This window comes from Enterococcus sp. 2G9_DIV0600, from assembly GCF_002140615.1.
In the GTDB taxonomy this organism is placed as follows: domain Bacteria; phylum Bacillota; class Bacilli; order Lactobacillales; family Enterococcaceae; genus Enterococcus_D; species Enterococcus_D innesii.
The window spans coordinates 251,175-273,620 of record NZ_NGLL01000001.1; the positions used below are offsets into that span (position 1 = coordinate 251,175).

Below are 22,446 nucleotides of genomic sequence, written 5' to 3' on the forward strand. Positions count from 1 at the left end.
AATACCAATCGATCAAAGAGCTGCACGAGACAAAAAGCTATCCAATTAACACCATGTGTACCCTGCTCCATGTCACAAGATCGGCCTATTATCGTTGGTTAAAAAATCCCAAACTGCCTGAAGTGGTATTGAATGAACAGTTGGCTGACCTTGTTCGTTATATTTATGAAGCAGACAACGATAAAGGATATCGCAGAATCTGTGAAGATCTCGTGAATGATTATGGCTTTCAAGTGAATGACAAGCGTATTCTTCGAATCTGTCGCAAACTTCAAATCCAATCAACCATCAAGCATTCAGGCAATAGTATCACTAAGGCATCCAAGACTCCGTATCATATTGCGAAAAATTATTTGAATCGAAAGTTCAATGCGGATCAACCGAATCAAAAATGGCTAACAGATGTGAGTGAATTCAAGTATTATGAAGGGGCTGAAGTGAAGAAAATCTATTTGAGCGCTATTCTCGATCTCGCCGATCGTCGCATTGTTTCATTTGTCATCAGCGACAAAAATGACAATAAATTAGTCTTTGATACCTTCGATCAAGCAGTCGCCGCCGAACCAACCGCTCATCCGCTATTTCATAGCGATCGCGGATTTCAATATACAAGTAAAGTTTTTTGCACAAAGCTAAAGAAAGCGAAAATGAAGCAGAGTATGTCTCGTGTCGCCCGTTGTACCGATAATGGTCCAATGGAAGGCTTCTGGGGAATGCTTAAGCGAGAAAAATATTATCGGCGAAAGTTTATCAGTAGAGAAAGTCTCGTTGAAATGATCGAGAAATACATGAACTATTACAACAATGGTCGCTATCAACGATGTTTGAAGAGCAAAACACCGATCCAAGTTCATCAAGAATTATTAATGGCAGCTTAATCACTCCCCCTCTTGGACAAGCGAATAGAATAAATCCGCTTAACCAAGAAGGAGGCCAGTCGAGCAAAGTTGAGGTTAAACAAAGTAAAAAACATAAAAACTGCCTACCGAATTTCGGTAGACAGTCGTCAAAATAATTTTATTCTATTTCATTGTCCACTTGACGGGGAGCCCAGCATTCCCCGGTATGTCTTTTTTGTCTTACTTTTTGGTGCTCGCGCGTGAATCTTTGAGATAAAGCGCTATTTCTACCAGCAATGCTGCTAGAAGATAGCTGCCAAGGACGGCTAGCTGGTAAAATTTCTCTTCAATCAGCTCGTTGCGCTGCAGCACAATGACCCCACCTAGAAAGAGCATCGCCAAAAGGGAGAACCACTGCTGGGAAAAACGCCAATTGCTGACACTGGCTGTACTGCGCTTGGTGCGAAAGCCGAAGATATAATTGGGTTCTTCTCGGTAAAAGAACAGGAAGACGATGAAAAAAATCCCCGTAAAAATCAACAACAAAAGGCCAATATCGATCGAGATCACTTCCTTTCAAGCGAGGTTTGTTGGGAAACCAGCGAATAAAGAGGATTATCTATTTATTGTACTCGCTGTAAAGAGTTCTATGAAGGTGAACTATTGAAAAAATAGATAGTTTTGCGTAAATAAAAAGGGAGGGCGCTATAAGTCGCCATCCCTTTTTCAATTATCCGCGTTGAAATGGTCCTTTTGGTGCAATCAGTTCAAGATTGGTACCGTCTGGATCTGTAAAGTAGGCAACTCCTGTCCCGAAGCCGCTTTTTAAACCATCTTGTTCTTCAAAAACGATTGGGGTACCGTCAGGTTCAACCCCGATGGCTTTTAGACGAGCAACGGCTTCATCAATATTTTCGACTTCAAAACAAAGATGCATGGCACTGATTTGCTCATTGGAATAGCTAGCTTTGTTGGATTTTGGTTCGACGTATTCTAAAAGGTCGATGTTGAGATTGTCTAAATGAAGATTGGCGTATTTGATCAATGTATCCTCTAAACCTTGCGTTTGCGCCATGCGTTTGCCACCGATCGTATCTTGATTGGCGATTTTCTTTCCAGTTAATGCTTCATAAAATTGGATGGAACGTTCGAGATTGCTGACGGTGATTCCCACGTGGTTCACCATTGAAAATCCTGTGTTTGTGTTTGTCATTCTACTTCCTCCTAAGGTTTTGTTTAGTATATAGTGTGATTAATGAAAATCGAATGTGTCTGGATCTGGACCCACTCGCAGGTCCTCATTTAATGTGTTCAAGCGGGCCATTTCCTCTTCTGATAAACGGAAATCAAAAATCGCTGCATTGGCGATCATTCGCTCAGGGTGTGTCGATTTGACATTGACTAAGATTCCTTGTTGGATAGCCCAGCGTAAAAGCACTTGTGCCGCTGATTTTTGCTGTGCATCGGCGATCGCCAAGACGGTGTCATCTGTCAGCAGTTTGCCTTGCATCAAAGGTGACCAGGCTTGGATCGCAATCCCCTTTTCAGCACAAAAGTTCCGCAGGTCATGCTGCGTCAGTTTGGGATGCAGTTCGATCTGATTGACGACAGGAACGACCTTAGCAACGGCCAATAATTGCTCCAAGTGATGAATCTGGAAGTTGCTGACCCCGATTGCTTTGATTTTTCCTGCGGCATACAAGTCTTCCAATGCGCGCCATGACTCTTGAAATGCCTGATTTCCCGGCCAATGGATCAAGTACAAGTCGAGATACTCGAGGTTTAAGCGGGCCAAACTTTCATTGAAGGCGTGGATCATTTCATCATAAGTTAAATGATCGTTCCAAAGTTTGGAAGTGACAAAGAGTTCTTCACGAGACAACCCCGTTTCTTGTAAGCCTTGTTTGATTCCTTTCCCTGTTCCTGTTTCATTGCCATAGATAGCCGCCGTATCAATCAGGCGATACCCATTGACGATGGCCTGTTTCACGACCTCTGCTGTTTCAGCTTCAGGGATTTGAAAGACACCTAACCCCAAACCGGGGATTTTACTGCCATTGTTCAGTGTAACGGTATCCGATAATTTTTCGATCATAAAAACATCTCCTTTATTTTTTTCTGTAATCATCATATAATGAGGAGGTAAAGTTGTATAGTACGTACTTTTTTGTTTGATACACACCTTTTGGTAACTTTTGTATGTGAGCAAACATGATGAGGTGAAAAAAATGGAAGAAAAAATTTATAATATTGGTGTAGAAGCAACAATGGATGTCATCGGCGGGAAATGGAAACCAATCATTCTTTGTAATTTACGCCATGGGGAATTGCGTCCTAGTGATTTACGGCGGAAAATTCCTGGCATCAGTCAAAAAATGTTGACGCAGCAATTGCGGGAATTAGAAGAGTCTGATATCGTTACCCGCAAGTCCTATAATCAAGTACCACCCAAAGTTGAGTATTCCTTGAGTGAATATGGAGAAACGTTAGGCGGCTTATTGGATACCCTTTGCCAGTGGGGGACGATGCACGTCGCCGCGCTGCAAGACAAAGGAGAGCAAGTTACTTTGTTAGAACAAGAAGAAGCGATGGTCTAGCAAAGGGCAAGTGGCATGAGAAAAGGCCGGTAGAAACCATTGGTTTCCGTCGGCCTTTTTAGGTTATGCTTGTTGGATCAATTCTAGAATGGCTTCAGTATTCATGCCGCTGTAATGATTGACAGGAAACGACAGGCGTTTGATGCGCGGTGGGATAGCTTGTTGGATCATTGGATCTGTTAAAGAAAGCAAGGGGTCGACCAAAACGATTTTTTCTTGCGAAAAACGATAACTTGCTAGTCGTTCCGGTGTCAGAACCGTCACGCTGATTTGATCCTCAGAAAGCATTTGGATGTTGCGGGCAAAAATTTTAATCAAACTTCCAGCCAAAGTAGAACGATCGATGAAGACGACTTTTACCAAAATGATTCTTCTTATTAATTAATGTAGTTAATTAAGTATATTAATTAAATGACGCTTTGTAAATAGGAACATGGGGGAAATAACAAAAAAAGCCGCAAAAGAATTTTCTTTTGCAGCTTTTGGTTCATCTATAAAAAGGTCTGACTCTTTTTTCGGTTAAATCACGATCACGGGTGTCCCGACTTCGGCTTTGCTGTACAATTCTTTCATGACGCCTGGCGGAGTATTGATACAGCCGTGAGAGCCGCGGGTTTTCCAAAGATCACCACCGTATTCCGTTTGCCAATCAGAATCATGGATTCCGACACCGGTCCAATCAATCGGCATCCAGTAATCAACAGGGGACGCATAATCTTCACCGGTCAAGGTTGCATCTTCTTCTTTGTTCCAGACATAGAAGACACCAGTTGGCGTTGGTGTAGCTGGTTTCCCAGAGATAATTTTCGTATCTAGCACCAGCTCGCCATCTTTGTAATACCACATGTGTTGGTTTTTCAAATCAACTTCAATATACGTGTTGCCAAATAACGGGCTGCCAGCATCGGTGCTTCCTTGAGCAATCGGTGTGCGGGTGAAGTCTTCGCCGGCTTTTAACGCCTCGATCAATGCTTCTGTTTCCGCATCGGTTTGGATCGTCCAGCTGAGGGTGCCGGCTGGAACTGTTACTTCGCCTTGTTTGGTACTCTTGAAGGTCGAAGAATTGGTGCTGGTGTTGTATTGCTCACCGATCGAAGCGACATAGCTTCTTACTTTGTCTTCGTCGATCGTGGTGTTGCCATCTTTGTAAGAGAGCCAATCCATGATCGATTCTCTTGGAATTTGAAACGTGTTTCCGTTGATCGTATAATTGCCGGTTACTTTGGCGATTTTATTCAACGAATCCATTTCTTTGGTTAGATCAGGATCATCAGCGGTCACACTTGGTTTTGTGATGTAATCGCCGAGATTTAGTTCCTTTTCGCCGCTGACGATGGCTTCTTGTAAGTCAGCCACTGCTTTGTCCACATCAATGGCATCGCCGTCAACTTCTGGTTTGATAGAAAAACCGTCTTCGCCTTTTTCCAATGTTGCATCGGCAGACTTGGTACGATCCTCATTTAATGTTTCTAGTTCCTTTTGAATCGTGTCTGTTTCGCTGTTTAGCGTATCTTGATCTACCGAGAGATTATCCAGTGTTTTTTCTTCTGCAGCAGAAACGTAAGCCATTCCCCAACTCCACTGGTTCTGTTCATCTTTTAACGATTGTAGCTCATCGGTGAAATCCGTCTGTAAACCAAATTGAGCAAGGTTGATTGTCTTCCATTCGCTATCGCCTTCTTTGATGGTGAAATCTTCTTGCGAATAGCGGTCATGCAGCAGGGCATTGGCCTCAGCGACGGTTTTGTTGCTGATATCGATGCCCTCAATTTCAGTCTTTGGTAAAAAACGGTTTGCATAATATGTACTTCGGTAGGTATAGCCGCCAGCGATCACTACTAATAAAGCAGCCACAACGATCAGAACAATTTTCTTGGTATTGTTCTTGGCGTCAGTATGTTTGTTTGAACGAGTCATTCAACTACTCCTTTTTTCTAATGGCATAATAGATAATAACGCTTAAATCATACCATATTCCCCCAGGAAAGCGAATATGGCAAATGAAACTTCCATGAAAAATAGAAAATTCTTAAACTATCTTTAGCTAAGCTGTAGAAAAGCATTTCATTGCATAAAAAAACTGAACGAACCGGCAGCAGGTCATCTTGATCAAATTGTTCTGAAAAAGAGTAAGCTGTAAGGTTCGTTCAGTTGCATGGTTGATTAGCTAAACGAAGTGAAAGAAATTATTGATTGTCTTCTGCATCTAGTTTTGCAAAAGCTTCATCAAGAATATCTTTTAATTGTTTTGCAGAAGCGGCCATCCGGTCTTTTTCCCCATCCGTCAATGGGATCTCAATCACTTTTTGGATCCCTTGGGCGTTGATGACTGCAGGCGCACCGATGTACAAGTCGTTTAAACCATATTCGCCATTCATATACACAGATAGTGGTAAGACAGCATTTTCATCGTCTAAGATCGCACGAGTGATCCGTGCTAAAGCTACTGCGATCCCATAGAAAGTCGCACCTTTTTTCTCGATGATGGTGTAGGCTGCATCACGAACGCTGAAGAAAATGTTGACCATGGCTTCTTCATCGATGTCTGGGTTATTTTTGACCCATTCATAGATTTGTAGGCCAGCTACGTTGGCATGAGACCAAACAGGGAATTCTGAATCGCCGTGTTCCCCTAAGATATAGGCATGGACGTTACGGGCATCGACATCGACCAATTCAGCCAATGCTTGACGGAAACGGGCAGAGTCTAATGAGGTACCTGAACCGATAACGCGTTCTTTCGGGAAGCCTGAGAATTTCCAAGTAGAATAAGTCAAAATATCGACTGGGTTTGCTGCAACTAAGAAAATTCCGTTAAAGCCTGAATCAACGATTTGGGTAACTACTTCCCGGTTGATTTTCAAGTTTTTATGAACCAAATCTAAACGGGTTTCGCCTGGTTTTTGAGGCGCACCAGCAGTAATAACGACTAAATCAGCATCATGTGCATCTTCATAAGAAGCGGCATAGATTTTTTTAGGGGAAGTAAAGGCCAAAGCATGGGACAAGTCAATTGCGTCGCCTTCTGTTTTTGCTGTATTTATATCAATGATTCCGACTTCTTGCGCAATGTTTTGGGTCACCAGCGCAAACGCGTAACTAGAACCAACCGCACCGTCTCCAACAAGAATTACCTTTTGGTGATCTTTTTTGTTCGTTTTTGCAGTCATCTGTGTATCATTCCTTCCGCATAATTGTTTTACTCGCTATCATCCTACCATTTTCAAGTATATTTGTCATGTGATTTGCACAACAATATTACACAAAATATCACTGTTTCAGTTGTAAATGCTTTCTTTGTTATTACGTCAAAAAGAAGATATACCAACGTTTTATTAAGATTCGTTAAGAAAGATAAAAACTGAGCAAGAGGACGCCACCATAACAGTCCATTTCGTGTTATAATTACCTAAGCAAAAGAACTGGGCGCATTTGTGTGCCCAGTATTTTGTGTTTGGATAAGAAAACCGATAAAATAGATGAAGAATCAGCTTGAAACTAGAAATAATGGAGCGTAACTAAAAAATGAAAATGATTGTAGGCTTGGGAAATCCCGGCAAAAAATATGAAAAAACCAAACATAATGTTGGCTTTATGGTAGTGGATGCGTTGGCACAAAAGTACCAAGCAACCTTTAAAAAGTCGGCTTTTGAAGCAGAGGTGGCAGAGTTTTTCTTGAAGGGTGAAAAAATTCTTTTGGTCAAACCGCAAACCTTCATGAATGAATCGGGTCGTGCGGTAGGTCCGTTGATGACCTATTTTGGCATCTACCAAGAAGAATTAGTGGTGGTCTATGATGACCTTGATTTAGCATTAGGGAAAATCCGCTTGCGCCAAAAAGGCAGTGCAGGTGGTCACAATGGGATCAAGAGTTTGATCGCTCACTTGGATTCGACAGTCTTTGACCGGATCAAAATCGGGATCGATCGGCCGCGACAGGGACAAACCGTGGTCAATCATGTCCTGAGTCCTTTTGCAAAAGACGATCTGCCGATCGTTTTACAAAGTATTGATAAAGCGGTCGAGGCAAGTAGTGATTACTTGACCAACGGCGACTTTCTTGCCACAATGAATCGATTTAACTAAGGAGGGCCGAGATGGATTTAATTGAATTAATAAATAAAGTGCCGACAGTGGCGGCTTGGCATACAGGTTTACGTGAACAGGCCCCCCGGCAATTATTGACCGGTCTAGCTGGATCGGCAAAAACATTGGCGATCACCGGTGTGTATCAGGCATTTCAAAAGCAAGTGATCGTGGTGACACCAAATCTCTATTATACAAATCAACTAGCCGAAGATCTGCGCAATGTGACGGAAGATGTCTATGTTTTTCCAGTGGATGAAGTGTTGTCAGCCGAAATGGCTTTTTCTTCACCAGAAGCACGAGAAGAACGAGTGGCCGCGCTGAATGCTGTTTCGCAAGGAAAAACCGGGATCTATGTGTTGCCGGTGGCGGCTTTGCGAAAGTATTTGCCTGAAAAGAAAACCTGGTTAGCCAACCAATTTCAATGGCAGATTGGCGATGAGATCGATTTAGAGCGTTTGCCGCAACAATTGATCTTGATGGGTTACGAACGGCAGTCAATGATTGGCAAACCCGGCGAATTCAGTATTCGTGGAAGCATCCTCGATATATACCCATTAAATGCCGAATACCCCGTACGGATCGAGTTGTTCGATGTGGAAATCGACTCGATGCGTTCTTTCAACGTGGAAACGCAACGCTCAGTGGAAACGCTGCAACAAGTGGCTATTTTACCCACTACTGAATTAGTTTTCTCAGCGGAAGATTTAGCTGCGGGGCAAAAGCAGTTGCAAGAATTATTGAACAAGCGGTTGGCAGTCACCAAAGAAGCAACCGATCGTGCCTTTTTAGAAGACTATTTCGGCCAATTGGCCTCCCAATGGCAAGCGGGGATTCCTGGTGAAAGTGCCCGCTATTACACGGATTTGCTTTATCGTCAGCAAACAAGTGTCTTAGATTATTTTTCTGAAGATGCCTTTTTAATGATCGATGATTATGCCCGGATCATGGAGACCAATCGTGAGATCGAACGGGAAGAAGCGGAGTGGCATACCCAAAAATTAGCGGAACTGCGGGTCTTTTCTGAACAGCAATTCGGGATCGATGTCCATCAATTGCTGCAAAAAGAAACCTTTGTGACCAGCTTCTTTTCTTTATTCCAAAAAGGAATGGGGAACATTCGCTTCCAAGCGATCCATCAATTCCAATACCGGCCGATGCAGCAGTTTTTCAGCCAAATGGGTCTCTTGAAAGTTGAGATCGATCGCTGGGAGAAGCAACAGCAAACGGTGATTTTTCTGGTCAGTGACCAAGAACGGGCTAAGAAGTTAGAGCAAGATCTGCGAGATCATGATATCTATGCCGTGCAGACGCAACAAGACCGTCTGTTTACGGGACGCACCCAAATCGTGGTGGAACGTTTGCAAAGCGGTTTTGAAATGCCGCAAGACAAGCTAGTGGTGGTTACGGAAAAAGAAATTTTCCAAAAGATGAACAAAAAAAGAGCCCGCCGGCAAAATGTCACCAATGCGGAACGTCTCAAAAGCTACAATGAGTTAAAAGCCGGCGATTATGTCGTCCATGCGAATCATGGGATCGGGAAGTACATCGGCATGGAAACCTTAGAAGTCGATGGCGTCCACCAAGATTACATGACGATCTTGTACCAAAACGAAGACAAGCTCTTTATTCCAGTCACCCAATTGAATTTGATTCAGAAATATGTGGCTTCCGAGTCGAAAACACCGAAAATCAATAAATTAGGCGGCAGTGAGTGGGCGAAGACCAAGCGCAAAGTGACGGCTAAAATTGAAGACATCGCAGATGATTTGATTTTATTGTATGCCAAACGCGAATCGGAAAAAGGCTATGCCTTTCAACCAGACGATGCCTATCAAAAAGAATTTGAAGATGCTTTTCCGTATTCGGAAACCGATGATCAACTGCGCAGTACGGCAGAGATCAAGCGGGATATGGAAAAAGAAAAACCGATGGACCGCTTGTTAGTCGGAGATGTCGGTTTTGGGAAAACAGAAGTGGCGCTGCGGGCTGCTTTTAAAGCAATCAAAGAAAGCAAACAAGTGGCTTTCTTAGTGCCGACAACGATCTTGGCGCAGCAGCACTATGAAACGATGGTCGATCGTTTTGAAGGATTCCCCGTCAATGTTGGGGTGCTGAGTCGTTTTCGGACGAAAAAACAGCAGAATGAAACGATCGAGCAAGTGCGCAAAGGGCAAGTCGATATTTTGGTGGGGACCCACCGATTATTGTCAAAAGATGTCGAGTTTGCTGATTTGGGCTTGTTGGTGATCGATGAAGAACAACGTTTTGGGGTCAAACACAAAGAGCGCTTGAAACAACTGCGTTCGCAAGTCGATGTGTTGACGTTGACGGCAACGCCGATCCCACGAACATTGCATATGTCAATGCTGGGTGTGCGGGACCTATCTGTGATCGAAACACCACCGGAAAATCGTTACCCGATCCAAACCTATGTGATGGAGATGAATCCAGGAGCGGTGCGAGAAGCGATCCAACGGGAGATGGCCCGGGGAGGGCAAGTGTTTTATCTCTATAATCGTGTCGATACGATCGAGCGAAAAGTCGAAGAACTGCAGGCGTTAGTGCCAGACGCACGAATCGCTTATGCTCACGGGCAAATGACCGAGATCCAATTGGAAAATACCCTGTTTGACTTTATTGAAGGGCAATACGATGTGTTGGTGACGACGACGATCATTGAAACCGGTGTGGATATTCCCAATGCCAATACGTTGTTTGTGGAAAATGCCGATTACATGGGGCTTTCGACGTTGTATCAGTTGCGCGGCCGTGTCGGTCGGAGCAATCGAGTCGCCTATGCGTATTTCATGTATGAACAGCAAAAAGTGTTGAACGAAGTCAGTGAAAAACGACTACAAGCCATTAAGGACTTTACGGAGTTAGGTTCAGGATTCAAAATCGCGATGCGCGATCTTTCGATTCGGGGAGCGGGAAATCTATTGGGGGCGCAACAGCACGGCTTTATCGATGCAGTCGGATTTGATATGTACTCGCAAATGCTGTCGGAAGCAGTTACCCGTAAGCAAGGGAAAAATACCCAAACAGAGAAAACGACTGTTGAGATTGATCTGGGGATCGATGCCTACTTGCCGACTTCGTATATTGAAGATGAACGGCAAAAAATCGAGATCTACAAACGAATTCGTGAGTTGGAATCCCAAGAAGCAGTCGATGAACTTCAAGATGATTTGTTAGACCGTTTTGGAGAATACCCTGTTGAAGTGGCGCACCTCTTAACGGTGGGCGAGATCAAGATGAACGGCGATCGCGCCTTGTTAGAAACTATCCGTAAGCAGCAACAGACGGTGTCGTTTACTTTGAGTAAAGTCGGCACGAAAAATTATTCGGTGGAGCAGCTGTTTGAGGCATTAAAAGCCACTAAATTAAAAGCCACGATGGGTGTCGATCATGAGCAAATGACCATCAAATTACAGATTCCACCAGTGATGAAAGAAAGCACCTGGCTATTAGAAATCCAAGATTTTGTCAAAGCATTACGGGAACAAAAATACGCCAGTCAAGGCTAGAAAGGAACCAGAGGGATGCCGAAATCACAATTGAAGCGTACGATGGAAGGGGCGTTTATTTTAACGATCGCTTCCTTTATCGCAAAAATCTTAAGTGCCGTTTATCGGGTCCCTTTTCAGAACCTGGTAGGGGACGAAGGGTTTTATGTGTATCAACAAGTCTATCCGATTTATGGATTGGCAATGACTTTGGCGTTGTCAGGTTTGCCACAGTTTATCTCCCGCATTGTCGCTGAAGAACCCGATCCTTTGAAAAGCAAGGAACGGCTACAAGCTTTGACGCCTTATGTGCTTTGGTCGGCGATCGGCTTATGGGCTATGACCTTTTTATTTGCCGGTCCAATCGCGCAAGTGATGGGGGACTACCAACTGTCAGGCTTGATTCGAGTCGTTTCCTTTACCTTCTTGTTTGTCCCACCTTTGACCTTTTATCGAGGAATGTTTCAAGGAAATTTACAAATGGTGCCAACCGCAGTTTCCCAAGTCGTAGAGCAGCTCCTTAGAGTCGGGGTGATTTTAGGTGCTGCGGCAGCTTTCCAGCAATTGGGTTGGACGGTTTATCAAACGGGGACTGTCGCCATGATGGGTGCCTTAGTCGGGGGGCTTGCGGCGTGGTGGATTTTAAGTTACTATAGCCGACAAATCAACGGCAAACGCTTATCGTTATGGCATAAACCAGTCACTAGTACAGGAGAAAACACTGCTGTTTTATCAGCCTCCTTGAAAAAACGGTTCTTCTTAGAAGGCGGTCTGTTGACGATTTATAGCGGCTATTTGATCTTGTTCCAGTTAGCGGATTCGTTTTTGTTGACCAATGCACTGGAAGCAGGTGGGTTGACGGCACAAGCAGCTCGGATTTCGAAAGGGATCTATGATCGAGGACAACCCCTCGTCCAACTAGGTCTTGTGGTGGCGATGGCGTTGAGTTCGACGTTTTTGCCAACATTGACCAAGTATTTGACGGTAAAAAATCAGCAGCTGTTTGAAAAGTCGGCAAAAATGTATTTACGCCTAACGATCGGGATTGCTTCGGCTTCCGCCGTAGGCTTAGCGATTTTGCTGCCTTATATCAACTTTGCCTTATTCAAAGACGGATCTGGCAATGCGGCGCTGGTATTGTTTGTCTTTTCCATCGCTCTGATGGCGACGATCCAAGCCTATCAAAGTATTCAACAAAGTCGCAATACCTATACCTTCGGCTTGCTCGCTGCGGGGATCGGTCTTTTGGTCAAATGTCTATCGATGTGGCCGCTGACCGCTTCTTATGGGACTGCAGGAGCAAGTATCAGTACGCTGTTGGGGTTAGGCGCGACCTTATGCTGTTTTGTGGTTTCCGAACAGCGTCGAGCACAAAGTAGCATCAATCGCTTTTGGTATGAAGGAAATTATGGAAAAAAATTATTTATTTGTTTAGGGATCATGGCAAGCGTGCTATTCTTATATTATAGCTTCGTGGCAATCTTATTGAACGGTCCTTTGACCCATCGACTACAGGCGTTGCTTTTTTGCCTAGGCGGTGTCGGTCTGGGAGGCGCAGCCTTTATCGGGACAGCGATCAAAATCAAATTGTTAACGATTCGCGAATGGCTGTTAGTTCCATTTGGAAAGAAACTATTAAGAAGAGGTGAAAAACATGAGATTAGATAAATTTCTTAAAATCTCCCGCATCATCAAGCGTCGCTCTGTGGCCAAAGAAGTGGCAGACAAGGGACGAATTCAGATCAACGGCAAATTAGCCAAGTCAAGCAGTGACGTCAAAGTAGGCGATACTATGCGCATTCAATTCGGGAATAAGGTCTTGGAAGTAAAAGTCAATGAATTGCATGAATCGACGAAAAAAGAAGACGCTGCAAAAATGTATGAGATCGTTTCAGAGGAAAGAATCTCAGAAAATGCTTGATTTTTACGGCATTTTCAGTTAGACAAGCTTTGCGGATGTTGGTATAATGTAAAAAACAAAGACAGCGACGGGAGCGAGTTCAGGTGGCAAAAGAATCAAATAAAAAAATAGAACTATTGCAGACCGATTATGCGAAAGAGCAATTTGCCAAGTTTGAAAAAGAGCGGCGGCAAGTCGTGTTTCGTCGACGTCGGCTGGTGGCGTTTTTCGTAGCGGCATTAGCGATATTTGCGATCGTAGGCATTCAGATGTTCAACGATCAAATGCGCCTGCAAAAGCTAAAGGAATATAAGGCGGAAACAGTCGCTGAACAAAAAGAGGCTGAACAAAAAGTGGCTTCGTTGGAGCGGGATGTTGCCTTACTGAAAGACGATGAATATGTAGCGAAATTGGCCCGGAGCCGATTCTTCTATTCAAAAGATGGCGAAAAGATCTATCCGGTCTTGCCGGACGGAACGGATTCTCAGAGCACGAATGAAGGCTCTTCACAAAGCGAGCAAGAATCATCATCCACAGAGTCACAAGATTAAGCAATGTCATACCTACTCAGCGCAGTAGTTTGAATTATTTTAAATGGGTAAAAATTAGGAGGAACATTTTTTATATGTCAATCGAAGTTGGAGCGAAACTAAAGGGCAAAGTGTCTGGTATTACAAATTTTGGTGCGTTCATTGATCTTGGTGAAGGGAAAACTGGTTTGGTGCATATCAGTGAAGTATCAAACGGATTCGTCAAAGACATTCACGACGTGTTGTCTGTTGGGGATGAAGTGACAGTACTTGTTACGGCAATCGGCAACGATGGGAAAATTGGACTATCGATCCGCAAGGCAGAAGATAAGCCGGAAGAAAAACGTGAATACCCGAAAAAAGAATTCAATCGACCAAATCCGAAAAAATCTTTTTCACGCAATCAAACTACGAATGTAAATAAACAAGACTTCGATTCATTGATGAGTTCTTTTCTAAAAGATAGTGATGATCGTCTTTCATCATTACGTCGAAATACAGAAGGAAAACGCGGTGGCCGCGGCGGACGCCGTAACTAAACATGAATAGCAAGTTGGAAAAAGCTGGAACAAAACTGTTGGTTCGTTTTGTTTCAGCTTTCTTTCTTGTGGGTCTACCGAAGGAAAAGGAGGTCATAAGATGGTCATTCAAACCGTTCGAGGGCAAATCGCTGCTATCGATCCGGAAAAAAAACGCCGCTTTTTGCTGGCGGTATCGACGGGCGTCGACTCGATGGTCTTGTTGCAGGTCTTTTGTCAGTTGTTTCCCGAAATGCAAAAAGAGCCATGTTTTGGCGTGGCACATGTGAACCATCAATTGCGTCCAGCATCTGCTGAGGAAGCGGCTTTTTTACGGCAGTACTGCCAGGAACGCGGCATTCCTTTTTATGAGCGGTGTTGGGAAAATCCGCCAGAAACCGGCGTAGAAGCTAGCGCTCGCGACTTTCGCTATACGTTTTTTGCCGATGTCATGTCCCAAGAAGGCTATGATGTTTTGCTGACTGCCCATCACAATGATGACCAAGTAGAAACGATGCTGATGAAGATGATGCGAGAAGGCCGCTTGCAATCGGCTGGCGGGATGCAGCAGCAGCAGCCTTTTCACACAGGAGTCCTGTTGCGGCCGCTGCTTAGTGTCAGTAAGGCAGCGATTTACGACTATGCGCAAGCACAGCAGATTCCCTACTTTGAAGACGAAAGCAATCACGAACCGCTGTATTTGCGAAATCGACTACGCCAGCAAGTAGTGCCGGCATTAAAAGCGGAAAATCCGCAACTGCTGCCACATTTTCAACAGCTTTCTGTAGAAATGCAGTTCGCCAATCAGATGATCCAGCAAGAGCAGCAGCAATGGTTGTCTGCGTTCGTTCAACAGCAAGCTGCTCGCTTAGTGATCGATCTGCAACAGCTGCCGAAGTTTTCGCCGGCGCAGCGCTATTTTTTCTATGCTGGGATTTTGCAGCAAGCAGAAGCTTTTACAAAGCAGCCACTCAATCAAAAACAGCTGCCGCAGTTATTGCGTCTGCTAGACGAAAAGAAAGGGCAATGGCAATTGGCATTGCACAAACAGTGGCAGTTGCGGCGCAGTTATGACCAATTATTATTGGAACCTGTAGCTGTTTCCCAAAAGCCTGCAACGCCGTTGACAGAAGTCAGTCAGCGTCTGGTTTTAGGGGAGGGGATCTATCTTTCTGAAAAGGAATGGATTGGGTATTTTCCGATAAATGAACAGCATATTCCCAAAAAAATCACAAATTGGTCAGAGTTTTCCCAAGATTTACCGCTAAACTATTCCTCTGAGCTGATCGTACGTAAGCGTCAGCCGGGAGACCGAATCCGCTTGGCGCGTGGCCTGACCAAAAAGATCAGTCGTTTTTTTATCGATTCAAAAATTCCTAATGAAGAGCGAGAAAAAAGTTGGGTCGTCACAAACCTTGATAAACAGGTGATTGCCTTGCTACCTCATGCATTTTCCTATTTGAGTATTGCGCCAGAAACTGATAAAATACACTACATACTTCTTTATAAATATCAGAAGTAAGAGTTGGAAGGAGAACTTTATGCTAGATAAAGATATTGAGAAAATTTTGATTTCCCGTGACGAAATCAAAAATCGTTGTGTGGAACTTGGTCAAGAATTAACGGCGGCTTATGCGGATAAAAATCCTCTAGTCGTAGGTGTACTGAAAGGTGCCGTTCCTTTCATGGCAGACATCGTTCGTGAGATGGATTGTTACTTGGAGTTAGACTTCATGGATGTCTCGAGTTATGGCAATGCCATGATTTCATCTGGAGAAGTCAAAATCATCAAAGATTTAGATACAAATGTTGAGGGCCGCGATCTTTTGATCGTTGAAGACATCATTGACAGCGGTCGCACGTTGGCTTATCTGGTAGATCTATTCAAATACCGTAAAGCGAAATCAGTGAAAATCGTGACGTTATTAGATAAGCCGGAAGGCCGTGTTGTTGAGATCGATGCTGATTACGTCGGCTTCGATGTGCCAAATGAGTTTGTTGTTGGATATGGACTGGACTATGCAGAGCAATATCGAAACTTACCTTACGTTGGCGTCTTAAAACCTAGTGTTTATCAGTCAAATTAGTGACTGTTCTAAATCAATTGTGATACAATTAAATGGTCAGGATTGATAAAACAAAATAGCCAGGGAGGTACGCATGAATAAGAAAAATAACGGTATGGTAAAAAATACCTTATATTATGTACTTGTCTTGTTGGCAATGGTCATGGTCGTTTATTTCATCTTTGGAAATGGCAATCAGCAGACCCCAACGATCGAGTACTCCACGTTTACAGAACAACTGAAAGACGGGAAGGTCAAACAATTTACTGTCCAACCCGCTAACGGTGTTTATCGAATCGTGGGTGAATACAATGAAGAACAAACTGTCAGCAATGACAACAGCTTGTCTGTTTTAGGCAATACACAGGCAAGTTCGACCCGCTTTTCAACGATCATTTTACCAAATGATTCTACGCTGAGCGAAGTCACCAGTCTGGCCTCAGCACAAGGGGTCAAAACTACCATCGAAGAAGAATCCAACAGTGGTATTTGGTTATCGCTTTTGGTTAGCTTCTTACCACTTGTGATCATCATTTTCTTCTTCTATATGATGATGAGCCAACAAGGCGGCGGCGGTGGCGGTGGCGGTCGTGTGATGAACTTTGGCAAATCAAAAGCCAAAGAAGCGGACAAAAAAGCCAACCGCGTACGTTTTTCAGACGTAGCCGGTGCAGAAGAAGAAAAACAAGAGCTTGTCGAAGTCGTGGAATTCTTGAAAGATCCTCGACGTTTCGTTGAATTAGGTGCTCGTATCCCAGCAGGTGTCTTACTTGAGGGACCTCCGGGAACCGGGAAAACGTTGCTAGCCAAAGCCGTTGCCGGTGAAGCTGGCGTACCATTTTACTCGATCTCTGGTTCAGATTTCGTTGAAATGTTTGTCGGTGTCGGTGCAAGCCGGGTGCGTGACTTATTTGAAACAGCGAAGAAAAATGCACCAGCCATCATCTTTATCGATGAAATCGATGCTGTCGGTCGCCAACGTGGTGCCGGTATGGGTGGCGGACATGATGAGCGGGAACAAACGTTGAACCAGTTACTAGTTGAAATGGATGGTTTTGATGGAAACGAAGGCGTGATCGTCATTGCCGCAACGAACCGTTCGGATGTTCTAGATCCAGCGTTGCTACGTCCAGGTCGTTTTGACCGTCAGATTTTAGTTGGTCGTCCAGACGTGAAAGGCCGCGAAGCGATCCTCCGTGTCCATGCCCGCAACAAACCTTTATCAGATGATGTTGATTTGAAAGTCGTTGCCCAACAAACACCAGGGTTTGCCGGTGCGGATCTGGAAAACGTCTTGAACGAAGCGGCATTAGTTGCTGCTCGTCGTAACAAGAAAAAAATCGATGCTTCAGATATCGATGAAGCAGAAGACCGCGTGATCGCTGGTCCTGCGAAGAAAGACCGTGTCATCAACAAACGCGAACGTGAAATGGTTGCTTACCATGAAGCAGGACATACCATTGTTGGTTTAGTCTTGAGTCGTGCCCGTGTGGTACACAAAGTAACGATCATTCCTCGGGGACGTGCGGGTGGTTACATGATCGCCTTGCCGAAAGAAGATCAATTCTTGATGACCAAAGAAGATATGTTTGAACAAATCGTTGGGTTGCTTGGTGGACGTACGGCAGAAGAAATCATCTTCGGTGTACAATCAACAGGTGCTTCCAATGACTTTGAACAAGCAACTGCGCTTGCAAGAAGCATGGTGACAGAATATGGAATGAGTGACAAATTAGGTCCAGTTCAATATGAAGGAAACCATCAAGTCTTTGTCGGTCGTGATTATGGTCAAACAAAAGCGTACTCTGAACAAGTTGCCTTTGAAATCGATCAAGAAGTTCGCAAGATTTTAATGGATGCCCATCAAAAAGCCCATGAAATCATTGAAGAACACCGTGCACAGCACAAATTGATCGCTGAAAAACTGCTTGAACATGAAACATTAGATGCCAAAGCAATCAAATCCTTGTTTGAAGAAGGCAAAATGCCTGAAGGAACCGAAAGCTCTGAGTATCCTAGTGAAAAAGCCCAAACGTTTGAAGAAGCAAAACGTGCGCTGGAAGAAAAAGATGCAGAGAAGCAAGCTGCAGAAAAACACAGCGAAGATGCACCATCAAACGATTTTGATCAACAATTGGAAGACGTTCGCCGCAATAGCGAAAGCCAACCGACTGATCAAGAAAACAAAGATGATAACGCCTAAAACAAGACGTATCAAGGCGCCGAGGAAACTCGGTGCCTTTTTGTTTCTATTTAAGAAGACTTTCCTTAAATTCAAACACATTCAGTTGAAAAAAGCGGCGCTTCCTAGTATGATTCATTAATGAATAAAAAGGAGAATCAAGATGAAGGATTATTTAGTAAAAGCACTAGCATATGACGGCTTCGTCCGAGCATACGCCGTATCGGCAACAGAAACGATCGCCGAAGCACAACGACGTCATGAAACATGGAATACGGCATCTGCTGCTTTAGGGCGAGCGATGGTGGGAAGTTTGTTATTAGGCAGTACCTTAAAAGGGGAAGACAAATTGACCGTCAAAATTCAAGGAAATGGTCCTGCTGGGGCAATCGTCGTAGACAGCAATGGCCGTGGGGACGTAAAAGGATACATAAAAAATCCGCAGATCAGTCTGCCGTTGAACCCTCAAGGGAAATTGGATGTTCGGGGCGCAGTGGGTGACCAAGGGATCTTTACCGTAATCAAAGACTTAGGGCTAAAAGAACCCTTCTCTGGACAAACACCGATCGTCTCGGGGGAGCTTGGGGAAGACTTTACTTATTATTTAGCAGTGTCAGAACAGATTCCTTCTGCTGTTGGTCTGAGTGTATTAGTAGAAACCGATGATTCGATTCGGGCAGCCGGTGGCTTTATGCTACAGATCATGCCTGGTGCCAGTGAAGAGATCATTGATGCCATCGAAAAACGTTTGGGAGAATTGCCTCGAGTATCAACCTTGATCGATGAAGGCCAATCACCAGAAGAGATCTTAGTGACATTGTTGCCAGACACGACAATCGAAGTACTAGAAAAAATGCCCGTCCAGTTCCACTGTGATTGCACGAAAGAAAAATTTGCGACAGCGATCATCACCTTAGGGGCTGACGAGATCCAAGCGATGATCGATGAAGACCACGGGGCAGAGGCAGTCTGCTCATTTTGTGGCAACAAGTATCATTTTGATGAAACGGAATTGGCGACGTTGAAGAAAGAGGCGGAAGCGTAAGTGAAAGATAGACAGACATGGCAGATCGGCTCGGTTGAGATTCCCAACCGCGTCGTCGTTGCGCCAATGGCAGGGATCACCAATTCTGCGTTTCGTGTGACAGTCAAAGAATTTGGCGCGGGTTTAGTCGTCTGTGAGATGATCAGTGATCGAGGAATTCAACTGCGTAATAAGAAGACCCTTGAGATGCTGTTTATTGACGAGACGGAGCATCCTCTTAGTATTCAGATTTTTGGTGGGAATAAAGCATCCTTAGTAGAAGCAGCGCAATTTGTCGCAGAGAACACAACTGCCGATATCATTGATATCAATATGGGGTGTCCTGTAAACAAAATCATCAAAGCAGAAGCTGGTGCGAAGTGGCTTTTAGATCCCGACAAGGTTTATGAAATGGTCCATGCTGTTTCCAGTGCGATCGACAAGCCCGTTACCGTCAAAATGCGGATCGGTTGGGATGAGCAGCACGTCTTTGCGGTTGAGAATGCCCAGGCCGCGGAGGCAGCGGGTGCCGCAGCAATCGGTATGCATGGCAGAACCCGTGTACAGATGTATGAAGGATCGGCTGATTGGGACGTGTTGAAACAAGTGAAGCAAAGTATCACGATTCCCTTTATGGGCAACGGCGATGTCAAAACCCCTGAAGATGCGAAACGAATGTTGGAAGAAGTCGGCGCCGATGCAGTGATGATCGGACGGGCAGCCTTAGGCAATCCGTGGATGATCCACCGCACCAAGCAATACTTAGAGACAGGCGAGTTATTGCCGGAACCAACACCACGAGAAAAAATTTCGACAGCGAAACTTCATTTAGAACGTTTGGCTGATCTAAAAGGGGAAAAAATCGCTTCGCGAGAATTTCGTCAACATGCTGCGTACTACTTAAAAGGTATTTCGCGGGCAGCCAAAGTCAAAGCGGCAATTAACCAAGCGGAAGATAAGCAGACGATTTTTGATTTATTAGATGCATTTGTGGAAAAGATCGAAAAACAGCCGCTAGCAACTCTTAAGGAATAAGAAACAAATCAAGTCGATTCGAAAGTTCGGCTTGATTTTTTGCGTCATCATTGGCATTATAAGAAGGAAACCCAAGTTAAGAATGGAGGAAAACTCGTGACAGAGGAACGACAAACACAAGAAGAATTGAATGATCAAATGTTGGTTCGCCGTGAAAAGATGGAAAAACTACGGGAAGAAGGCATTGATCCTTTTGGCAAGCGATTCGAACGCACCCATAATTCTGCCGAGTTACATGAGTTATTTGATCAAAGAACCAAAGAAGAATTAGCCGAAATGAATCTTTCAGCAAGCATTGCAGGAAGAATCGTTACAAAACGTGGAAAAGGTAAGGCTGGTTTTGCGCATTTACAAGACCGCGAAGGCCGTATTCAAATATATGTACGTAAAGACCAAGTAGGGGATGAACCTTACGAAGTATTCAAACACGCAGACTTAGGTGATTTCTTCGGCGTATCTGGTGAAATCATGAAGACCGATACCGGTGAAGTGACCATCAAAGCCAAAGAAATCGTGATCTTATCAAAAGCATTGCGTCCATTGCCTGACAAATACCATGGCTTGACGAACGTAGAACAACGCTACCGTCAACGTTACTTGGATTTGATCAGTAATAAAGAAAGCTTTGATCGTTTCATGAAACGAAGCCAAATCATCAGCGAAATTCGTCGTTACCTTGACGGTCATGGGTATATCGAAGTCGAAACGCCAGTATTGCATAATCAAGCAGGTGGTGCAGCGGCTCGTCCCTTCATTACCCACCACAATGCCTTAGACATGGATCTGTATTTACGGATCGCTCTTGAGCTTCACTTAAAACGATTGATCGTGGGCGGCATGGAAAAAGTCTATGAGATCGGCCGCGTTTTCCGAAATGAAGGGATCGATACGACCCATAATCCTGAGTTTACAATGCTAGAAGCGTATACGGCATATACAGATTTCAAAGATGTGATGGATCTAACCGAAGGCATTATCCGTAATGCTGCTGAAAAAGTCTTGCATACAGCAACGATCCAATACGACGGACAAGAAGTCGATCTAGCTAGCGACTTTGCACGAATCCATATGGTCGATGCAATCAAAAATCAAACAGGTGTGGATTTCTGGCAACCAATGTCCGTTGAAGAAGCCCGCAGCTTAGCGAAAGAACATCATGTTGAAATCACTGATGCCATGACTGTTGGCCATATCATCAATGAATTCTTTGAGACATTTGTTGAAGAAACGTTACAGCAGCCAACCTTTGTCTTTGGTCATCCAGTGGAAGTTTCGCCATTAGCGAAAAAGAATCCAGAAGATGAACGCTTTACCGACCGCTTTGAATTATTTATCGTTGGTCGTGAATTTGCGAATGCCTTCACGGAATTGAATGACCCAATCGATCAAAGAGAACGTTTTGAAGGGCAAGAAAAAGAGCGCGAAGCAGGAAATGATGAAGCCCATGGGGTGGATGAGGATTTCTTAGAAGCACTTGAATACGGTATGCCGCCAACTGGTGGATTAGGGATCGGGATCGATCGCTTAGTGATGCTGTTGACCGATGCACAATCGATTCGTGACGTTTTATTATTCCCAACAATGAGATAAAAAAACTCCGTCCACTCGCAAGAGATGGGCGGCTTTTTTCTTGTCTGCTGGATCAGGGAGAAAAACAGCGAGGAAATAGAGGGAAATACGTTAGGGCAGATGCTAGAAAACGGATTAAATGCGAACGATAAAAGCTGGATCCAATGCGATTAGACGGGTTTGTAAAAATTGAAAAAAGCCATAGAAAATGATTGACCGCAAGGGATTTAGTTGGTATATTATTACATGTGCCAAATGACTAAATGAATTCCTAAAAAGAATTGAAAAAAGTAGTTGACGCACAGCTCGACAGATGATATTATAACGAAGTCGCAATTTTAAAAAAGTTAATTGATGTTGATACATCAACAAAATTAATTAAAAAAAGTTGTTGACAAATAACAAATCATTTGTTATTCTAATAAAGTCGCTGAGACAGCCGCTACGAAGTTGAAAAACAACGAGCGAAAAAAACTTTTAAAAAAGAGTTGACAATCAAACGTCGCTCTGATATGATATAAAAGTTGCTAACACAGCACGGTAGACCTTTGAAAACTGAACAAAGCAAGCAAACGAACCAATGTGTAGGAC

20 protein-coding genes are annotated in these 22,446 nt (G+C 44.0%); 14 read left to right on the top strand and 6 right to left on the bottom strand.

What is annotated here, in order from left to right; all coding sequences use genetic code 11:
- The first annotated feature begins 20 nt into the window (after positions 1-20).
- Complete coding sequence (locus tag A5870_RS17460) at positions 21-878, top strand: IS3 family transposase (RefSeq protein WP_236596275.1); 858 nt, start codon at positions 21-23, stop codon at positions 876-878.
- A gap of 201 nt (positions 879-1,079) precedes the next feature.
- On the opposite strand, the gene A5870_RS01185 is transcribed toward A5870_RS17460, so the two are convergent.
- From A5870_RS01185 to A5870_RS01195, 3 genes are all read right to left on the bottom strand, one after another.
- On the bottom strand, positions 1,080-1,409 hold the full coding sequence (locus A5870_RS01185; protein ID WP_077452392.1) for an SdpI family protein: 330 nt from the start codon (positions 1,407-1,409) through the stop codon (positions 1,080-1,082).
- A gap of 160 nt (positions 1,410-1,569) precedes the next feature.
- Positions 1,570-2,052, bottom strand: a complete 483-nt coding sequence (locus A5870_RS01190; protein ID WP_005233337.1) for a VOC family protein — start codon at positions 2,050-2,052, stop codon at positions 1,570-1,572.
- A 39-nt stretch (positions 2,053-2,091) separates the two neighbouring features.
- Positions 2,092-2,970, bottom strand: coding sequence for an aldo/keto reductase (locus tag A5870_RS01195; RefSeq protein WP_086293367.1), 879 nt, complete (start codon positions 2,968-2,970; stop codon positions 2,092-2,094).
- A 97-nt stretch (positions 2,971-3,067) separates the two neighbouring features.
- Here A5870_RS01195 and A5870_RS01200 point away from each other — a divergent pair, with 97 nt between their 5' ends.
- Positions 3,068-3,436, top strand: coding sequence for a winged helix-turn-helix transcriptional regulator (locus A5870_RS01200; RefSeq protein ID WP_086291573.1), 369 nt, complete (start codon positions 3,068-3,070; stop codon positions 3,434-3,436).
- 63 nt (positions 3,437-3,499) lie between these two features.
- Here A5870_RS01200 and A5870_RS01205 read toward each other — a convergent pair whose 3' ends face one another.
- The 3 genes from A5870_RS01205 to A5870_RS01215 form a co-directional block, all read right to left on the bottom strand.
- Entirely contained in the window at positions 3,500-3,799 is a 300-nt protein-coding gene (locus tag A5870_RS01205; protein WP_086291574.1) for a hypothetical protein, read from the bottom strand.
- Between the two features lie 156 nt (positions 3,800-3,955).
- Positions 3,956-5,353: a L,D-transpeptidase family protein gene (locus tag A5870_RS01210; protein WP_086291575.1), complete on the bottom strand. Its 1,398-nt coding sequence runs from the start codon at positions 5,351-5,353 to the stop codon at positions 3,956-3,958.
- A gap of 269 nt (positions 5,354-5,622) precedes the next feature.
- On the bottom strand, positions 5,623-6,606 hold the full coding sequence (locus A5870_RS01215) for an L-lactate dehydrogenase (protein ID WP_005230720.1): 984 nt from the start codon (positions 6,604-6,606) through the stop codon (positions 5,623-5,625).
- Between the two features lie 355 nt (positions 6,607-6,961).
- On the opposite strand from A5870_RS01215, the gene pth reads away from it, so the two are divergent.
- The 12 genes from pth (at position 6,962) to lysS (ending at position 21,876) form a co-directional block, all read left to right on the top strand.
- Positions 6,962-7,522: an aminoacyl-tRNA hydrolase gene (gene pth, locus A5870_RS01220; protein ID WP_086291576.1), complete on the top strand. Its 561-nt coding sequence runs from the start codon at positions 6,962-6,964 to the stop codon at positions 7,520-7,522.
- Positions 7,523-7,533: 11 nt separating this feature from the next.
- Positions 7,534-11,052 (top strand): transcription-repair coupling factor, encoded by a 3,519-nt coding sequence (gene mfd, locus A5870_RS01225; RefSeq protein ID WP_016608449.1) that lies wholly within the window; start codon positions 7,534-7,536, stop codon positions 11,050-11,052.
- Between the two features lie 15 nt (positions 11,053-11,067).
- Positions 11,068-12,699, top strand: coding sequence for a putative polysaccharide biosynthesis protein (locus A5870_RS01230; RefSeq protein WP_086291577.1), 1,632 nt, complete (start codon positions 11,068-11,070; stop codon positions 12,697-12,699).
- Positions 12,686-12,952, top strand: a complete 267-nt coding sequence (locus A5870_RS01235) for an RNA-binding S4 domain-containing protein (RefSeq protein ID WP_005230745.1) — start codon at positions 12,686-12,688, stop codon at positions 12,950-12,952. The genes A5870_RS01230 and A5870_RS01235 overlap by 14 nt, the downstream gene beginning before the upstream one ends.
- Before the next feature lie 83 nt (positions 12,953-13,035).
- The gene (locus A5870_RS01240) at positions 13,036-13,482 is read left to right on the top strand and encodes an FtsB family cell division protein (RefSeq protein ID WP_086291578.1); all 447 of its coding nucleotides are present in this window, start codon (positions 13,036-13,038) and stop codon (positions 13,480-13,482) included.
- Between the two features lie 74 nt (positions 13,483-13,556).
- Complete coding sequence (locus A5870_RS01245) at positions 13,557-14,000, top strand: S1 domain-containing RNA-binding protein (protein ID WP_005233352.1); 444 nt, start codon at positions 13,557-13,559, stop codon at positions 13,998-14,000.
- Between the two features lie 100 nt (positions 14,001-14,100).
- A complete protein-coding gene (tilS, locus tag A5870_RS01250; protein ID WP_086291579.1) occupies positions 14,101-15,501 on the top strand; it encodes a tRNA lysidine(34) synthetase TilS in 1,401 nt (466 codons plus the stop codon).
- 19 nt (positions 15,502-15,520) lie between these two features.
- A complete protein-coding gene (gene hpt / locus A5870_RS01255) occupies positions 15,521-16,066 on the top strand; it encodes a hypoxanthine phosphoribosyltransferase (RefSeq protein WP_005230750.1) in 546 nt (181 codons plus the stop codon).
- 73 nt (positions 16,067-16,139) lie between these two features.
- On the top strand, positions 16,140-18,248 hold the full coding sequence (gene ftsH, locus A5870_RS01260) for an ATP-dependent zinc metalloprotease FtsH (RefSeq protein WP_081119268.1): 2,109 nt from the start codon (positions 16,140-16,142) through the stop codon (positions 18,246-18,248).
- Positions 18,249-18,390: 142 nt separating this feature from the next.
- Positions 18,391-19,272 (top strand): Hsp33 family molecular chaperone HslO, encoded by an 882-nt coding sequence (hslO, locus tag A5870_RS01265; protein WP_086291580.1) that lies wholly within the window; start codon positions 18,391-18,393, stop codon positions 19,270-19,272.
- A complete protein-coding gene (gene dusB / locus A5870_RS01270) occupies positions 19,273-20,286 on the top strand; it encodes a tRNA dihydrouridine synthase DusB (RefSeq protein WP_086291581.1) in 1,014 nt (337 codons plus the stop codon).
- Between the two features lie 96 nt (positions 20,287-20,382).
- Positions 20,383-21,876, top strand: a complete 1,494-nt coding sequence (lysS, locus tag A5870_RS01275) for a lysine--tRNA ligase (RefSeq protein ID WP_005230758.1) — start codon at positions 20,383-20,385, stop codon at positions 21,874-21,876.
- Positions 21,877-22,446: the final 570 nt, after the last annotated feature.